This window comes from Oleiphilus sp. HI0123 (assembly GCF_001635315.1).
The window spans coordinates 1-5,631 of record NZ_LWGE01001120.1 but is presented as its reverse complement, the minus strand read 5'-3'; the positions used below and the strand labels follow the sequence as shown (position 1 = coordinate 5,631).

6 protein-coding genes and 1 rRNA gene are annotated in these 5,631 nt (G+C 43.9%); 5 read left to right on the top strand and 2 right to left on the bottom strand.

Annotated features, from left to right (window positions below):
- Window positions 1–27 precede the first annotated feature (27 nt).
- A 5S ribosomal RNA gene (rrf, locus tag A3761_RS11500) occupies window positions 28–142 on the top strand.
- 258 nt (window positions 143–400) lie between these two features.
- Here rrf and A3761_RS11495 read toward each other — a convergent pair.
- Window positions 401–961, bottom strand: a complete 561-nt coding sequence (locus A3761_RS11495; RefSeq protein WP_197470060.1) for an acyl-CoA thioesterase — start codon at window positions 959–961, stop codon at window positions 401–403.
- Between the two features lie 103 nt (window positions 962–1,064).
- Window positions 1,065–2,060, bottom strand: coding sequence for a putative solute-binding protein (locus tag A3761_RS11490; RefSeq protein WP_068516429.1), 996 nt, complete (start codon window positions 2,058–2,060; stop codon window positions 1,065–1,067).
- Between the two features lie 322 nt (window positions 2,061–2,382).
- Between A3761_RS11490 and A3761_RS11485 the strand changes: the two genes are divergently transcribed.
- The 4 genes from A3761_RS11485 to A3761_RS11470 all read left to right on the top strand — a co-directional run.
- Window positions 2,383–3,930 (top strand): 2-isopropylmalate synthase, encoded by a 1,548-nt coding sequence (locus A3761_RS11485; protein ID WP_068553697.1) that lies wholly within the window; start codon window positions 2,383–2,385, stop codon window positions 3,928–3,930.
- 5 nt (window positions 3,931–3,935) lie between these two features.
- On the top strand, window positions 3,936–4,766 hold the full coding sequence (locus tag A3761_RS11480; protein ID WP_068553698.1) for a hypothetical protein: 831 nt from the start codon (window positions 3,936–3,938) through the stop codon (window positions 4,764–4,766).
- Window positions 4,747–5,229 (top strand): ribosomal protein S18-alanine N-acetyltransferase, encoded by a 483-nt coding sequence (rimI, locus tag A3761_RS11475; protein WP_068553699.1) that lies wholly within the window; start codon window positions 4,747–4,749, stop codon window positions 5,227–5,229. The genes A3761_RS11480 and rimI overlap by 20 nt, the downstream gene beginning before the upstream one ends.
- Window positions 5,230–5,336: 107 nt before the next feature.
- A partial coding sequence (locus A3761_RS11470; RefSeq protein WP_231881211.1) for a GTP-binding protein occupies window positions 5,337–5,631 on the top strand: 295 nt, incomplete at its 3' end.

The following is a 5,631-nucleotide window of genomic DNA, read 5'->3' as shown; positions in this document are numbered from 1 at the left end:
GATCAAGTATCAGCAACCGAAGTTTTGTCTGACGACCATAGAGCTTTGGAACCACCTGATCCCATCCCGAACTCAGAAGTGAAACGAAGCATCGCCGATGGTAGTGTGGGAGGTCCCATGTGAGAGTAGGTCATCGTCAGGCTTCTATTAGAAACCCCAGTAGGTCGTCCTACTGGGGTTTTTTATTGCCTGGTGAAAAGGCAAATTTAGAAAATATGAAAAAACCTTGGAGATATACGTCTTCAAGGGTTTTTTGTTAATAGTTATAGCTCTGAATTAAACTTGCTACTATCTGACCGTGTTAGTAAGTAAATCAGGTGCCGCTGCTTATTATGTAGGTGTTCACGCTGGCTGTTGTAAGCAACACGCGTAAAACAGAGTTTTTATACCGGCATGGTATTTAGCTTTGCCGGTATTTCTCGAACTCTACGTTGATCTGCTCTTCAGTCATATGTTCCGTATTACTGATCCACTTATCGTGAATCTCTTTCAGCCGCAGATCATGTTCTTTACGAAGCTCCCTTCTTACTTTTGCTGCAATATAGCGCTGTTTTTGCTTATCTGCTTTAAAGTCGAGTGGCGGAACTTCTGTGGGCTTTCCATCCTCACCCATTGCTACCATAGTAAAATAGCAGCTGTTGGTATGGCGCTTCTCGTGAGAGTGAATATCTTCAGCAACGACTTTGACGCCTACTTCCATTGACGTGCGTCCGACGTAGTTTACAGAAGATAAAAAGGTGACGAGTTCGCCAATTTTAATCGGTTGGCGAAAGTTAACTTGGTCTACAGAAAGGGTGACGGCGTAATGGCCGCTATAGCGTGATGCGCAGGTATAAGCGACCTGGTCTAGTAGCTTTAATAGTGCGCCGCCGTGTACGTTACCTGAAAAGTTAGCCATTTCAGGTGTCATTAGCATAGTGAATATTACTGGCTCATTAGTGCCATATTGAATGTCAGACATAAGTTTGCTCCTCTAATGGTGCTATTGTAGACCTAAAGAGAAGCACTGATAATAAAAAAGGCCCCTTAAAAGGAGCCTTTTTATAATCTGCTAAGCTATTAGCCTATTCAGGAGTTGCACACTCACTTGCAGATGGGTTTTCAGCACAACGGATTTTCCAAAGCAGCTTAAGCGCTTTAGGGTCCATTTTACCTTCAGCTTTAAGTGCTAGACGAATGTCACGGCTAAACTTAACTAGCTCTTTTTTAGTCTCTTCGTTAGTTTTGATCCAGTACTTAGCTGGTATTTCTTTTTCGGCATCAGCAACTAGTTTATTGATAGCTTTCAAGCGGCCAACAACGTATTTACGCATTTTGTTACCAAAGTCTGCTGGGAAGTTGTCTTTCTTGGTGATTGTTTGAAGCATGCCGTAATATAGACGGTAGTCAAGAATGCCACCTTTGTCGCCAAGGCCGTGGTATAGCTCAAAAGTGTTGTAAGCTAGTGCTGGCATGAAAAGGATATCAATGTTGCCGTTGTTGAACTGGCCAGAGAACGTTGCCAAAGAAGTGCCTACAGGTGATGCGCCGGCCATGTTAGCAAGCTTGTGAGTCTGTGGGTCTTCATTAAGAACTGAAATCTTCTTGCCGCTGAAGTCTGCAACTGTATTGATGTTCTTATCGTTTACGAACGCGAACATAGAGCCAACAGGCCATGCAGCAACTGCTTCATATTGACCGTTTGTCATGATTTTGCCAGCCTTAGGGCTTGCAAGAGTAGCAAGAATTTTACCAAGACCAGAGTCGGAAGTGATACCGCCAATTGCATCAAGTGTCCCTGCGAAAGGAACAAATTGACGTGATAGGATTGCACTCAAGTGAGCGCCGTCACATACACCAGCTTTGAAGTCGTTAGCAGCAACTTTTTCATCGGTATAAGCGATAAACTCAAGATCTAAACCCCATGCGATAGCTTTTGGCTTTAAATCTGAATAGAAAGTCATTACTGGGCCGTTCTTCCCTACTGGATCCCATGTACAAATTGTTTTCTTTTCTAGCGCTGACGCTAGCGTACTAAAAAGAAAAATTACTGCGGTAAATAGTATTTTCTGTGCCGTCATCTTGACGTATCCCCAATTAAAATTACAAGTTCAAAGCGAAGCGCGAATTTTCGTCTATAATCGCGAGAAGTTCAATGGTCTTTGCTTTATTTGATAGACCAATTCGCAATATCGAGCATATGATAGTTTACTAGGTTGTTTACTCTAGACACTCTATAGGCTCGCTACTCTGTAGAGATATCGAAATAACGTGAATTCTTACTGACTGAGCATTGTTTAACTTAGGTCTTGTCGCTATAGTTAGCGGTTTGATTTAATAAGCTGCAATGTATTGTATTAGCTTAGATAAACTCTTTAGGATATTGATTTAGGAGCACGGCGAATGTCCGATAAAAATAAGCTTGTTATCTTTGATACGACCCTACGAGATGGCGAGCAAAGCCCCGGTGCATCGATGACCAAGGCAGAGAAATTGAGAATTGCTCGTGCACTTGAGAAGATGCGTGTTGATGTTATTGAAGCGGGGTTTGCGATTGCAAGTCCGGGCGACTTTGAGTCGGTTAAATCTATCGCTGATACAATAGTAGATTCTCGAATATGTTCTCTATCCAGAGCATTGGATAAGGATATCGATCGTGCTGCTGAAGCTTTAAGAGGAGCAAATGCGTCGCGTATTCACACCTTCATCGCAACCTCTCCGATCCATATGAAGTATAAGCTTCAAATGGAGCCGGATGCAGTTGTCGAGCAAGCTGTGCGAGCAGTAAAAAGAGCGCGAAGCTATACAGATGATGTCGAGTTTTCATGTGAAGATGCTGGTCGTTCAGAGTTGGATTTTCTTTGTCGTATTATAGAGCAAGCGATTAATGCTGGTGCTTCCACAATAAATATCCCGGATACGGTGGGCTATGCGATTCCCGAGCAGTTTGGTGAAACCATAAAAAACCTTATCGAGCGAATTCCAAATTCAGACAAAGCTATTTTCTCAGTTCATTGTCACAATGATCTCGGCTTAGCTGTTGCAAACTCTTTGTCTGCGGTAACCAATGGTGCACGCCAGATTGAATGTACTATTAACGGATTGGGTGAGCGAGCCGGAAATGCTTCTTTGGAAGAGGTTGTAATGGCAGTTCGTACACGATCTGACTTTTTTGACCTATCGACAAATATCGACTCTACACAGATCGTGCCTTGCTCGCGGTTAGTGTCGACGATTACTGGCTTCCCGGTTCAGCCAAATAAAGCAATTGTTGGTGCAAATGCGTTTGCGCATGAGTCTGGCATTCACCAGGATGGTATATTGAAGCATCGAGAAACTTACGAAATTATGAAGGCTCAAGATGTTGGCTGGCATACTAATAGTCTGGTTCTAGGTAAACACTCTGGCAGAAATGCATTTCGTTCCAGAATAGAAGAGCTTGGAATTTCATTGGAGTCTGAGACTGAGTTAAATCAGGCGTTTGCAGCATTTAAAGAATTGGCAGATAAAAAACACGAGATATTTGATGAGGATCTGCATGCATTGGTAAGTTCGACTAAATCTCTAGATCAGGTCGATCTCTATTCCTTGGTTTGTTTGTCAGTGTGTTCCGAGACAGGTGTTGTGCCTGTCTCAAAGGTTACTTTGCTCGTCGATGGAGAGGAAAAGTCTGCTGAGTCAGACGGTAGTGGCCCGGTTGATGCAACCTATAAGGCAATCGAGAAGATAGTTAACTCGGGTGCTGCGCAGCAATTATATTCTGTAAATAGCATCACAAGTGGAACCGACTCTCAAGGGGAGGTAACGGTTCGGCTAGAGAAAGACGGGCGTATTGTAAATGGTTTAGGTGCAGATACCGATATTGTCATTGCTTCTGCCAAGGCTTATTTGCATGCGCTTAACCTGCTCGAGCGTCACGACCCACGTCAGCACCCGCAAGGCGATGTATAAGTAGTATGTTGGCGCTATCCGATAGGCAGTCGCACCTCAGTGCGATGGGGGTTCACCAGTGGTATACCCGAACAAAGCTTTCCGGAGCTGCGCCGACGCCTGAGACAGTCCTCTTTCAGCCCGCGATAACAGAACTCTGCGAATCAGACTTAAAGCATGCTCTGCAGGATTCACTTGCGCCAGAGCGTAATGTTACGGAGAGTTTGGCTGCGGTAGAGAGAGCTCACTCTGCCATGGATATTCTAAAATCGGGTGGGCTTCGTCCTAGCGATGGTGAGGAGCCGGTTCAAGAGAGTCTTGAGTCGCGAGCACCTGTAGGAAGAAATCAGGCAGATTCTGAAGGTGTTGATATTAGTGCTTTGCCTTCATTATCTGGTGATCGCGCCTTAGATAGTTTTTCTCTGGTTCTATATAGAACCAGTCATGGTTTGATAATTTCTGAGTCTTTGGAGCCGGCAAGTCATCCAGTAGAGCTGACTCTGCTAAAAAATATAATTAAATCAAAAGCAGGCATGCATGACCTGCATGATAAGCCAGAATTCCAACAGCTGTTCAGTTGGCCGGTGTTCCGCTCTCTTAACTTGCAAAGTAAGCAAGGGGGGGATTTACCTGTTCTGCTGGCAAGTTGGATCAACTCCCATTGCGCTGAAGATGTAAAGAGTGTTCTGTATTTTGGGGCGGCGTATCCGCAGCTGAAGAAATTCTACGCCGAGCTAGTTTCATCCAGACCCGCTCTTAGCTTTAACGTTTTTAGTCATTCCCTGGCCGACATGCTTCGTTTCCCGCAGCGCAAGTCAGACACCTGGGTAGAATTGTGTGCTTACTTTGGTGAGTAAGTTGACTTCAATTTCCTTTCGAGACTTATGTAAAGCAGATTTAGACGCGGTCTTAAATATTGAAAGACGAGCCTACCCTTTACCCTGGAGTCAAAAAATGCTCGAGACCTCTCTAGGCAAAGATGACTGTTTTGGCGTAGAGCGGGCAGGGGTGCTTATTGGTTATGCTTTTGTTTCATGTGTATTGGATGAAGCGCACTTGCTGAATATATGCATTGATCCTGCATATGCGAGAAAAGGCTTTGGTCGAAAGCTTCTTCAATACACGGTATCTAAAGCGATACAGAAGCAAGCAAATGTATTTTTTCTTGAGGTCAGAGAGTCGAATCGCCAGGCAATCGACTTATATTTCTCTGAAGGATTTAATGAGGTTGGTGTGAGACCAAATTATTATCCTGCTGCTCAAGGAAAAGAAAATGCCGTATTAATGACACTAGAGTTATCGGTCGACCTTCAAGTCTAAATTTTTCTCTTGCTGCGAAAAAATACTCAGACGTTTATAATCACAGAAATTTTTATTAAGGCTGGTTTTCGGACTGGCATGCCGAAATCTTAAGGTAAGTATTCTTAATGTCACAAATAACAGATGAAATCTCCACGCGTAGAACCTTTGCGATTATTTCTCACCCTGATGCGGGTAAGACCACCATTACTGAAAAAGTCCTGTTATTTGGCGCGGCGATTCAAAAAGCCGGTACCGTGAAAGGGAAGAAAAGCGGTCAGCATGCAAAGTCTGATTGGATGGAAATGGAAAAGGAGCGTGGTATCTCGGTAACGACCTCGGTGATGCAGTTTCCATTTAATAAATGTCTGGTTAATTTGCTTGATACGCCGGGGCACGAAGATTTCTCGGAAGATACTTATC

Coding starts and splice junctions, on each gene's coding strand:
- A3761_RS11495 (WP_197470060.1), bottom strand. CDS start 961: ATGTCTGACATTCAATATGGCACTAATGAGCCAGTAATATTCACTATG.
- A3761_RS11490 (WP_068516429.1), bottom strand. CDS start 2,060: ATGACGGCACAGAAAATACTATTTACCGCAGTAATTTTTCTTTTTAGT.
- A3761_RS11485 (WP_068553697.1), top strand. CDS start 2,383: ATGTCCGATAAAAATAAGCTTGTTATCTTTGATACGACCCTACGAGAT.
- A3761_RS11480 (WP_068553698.1), top strand. CDS start 3,936: ATGTTGGCGCTATCCGATAGGCAGTCGCACCTCAGTGCGATGGGGGTT.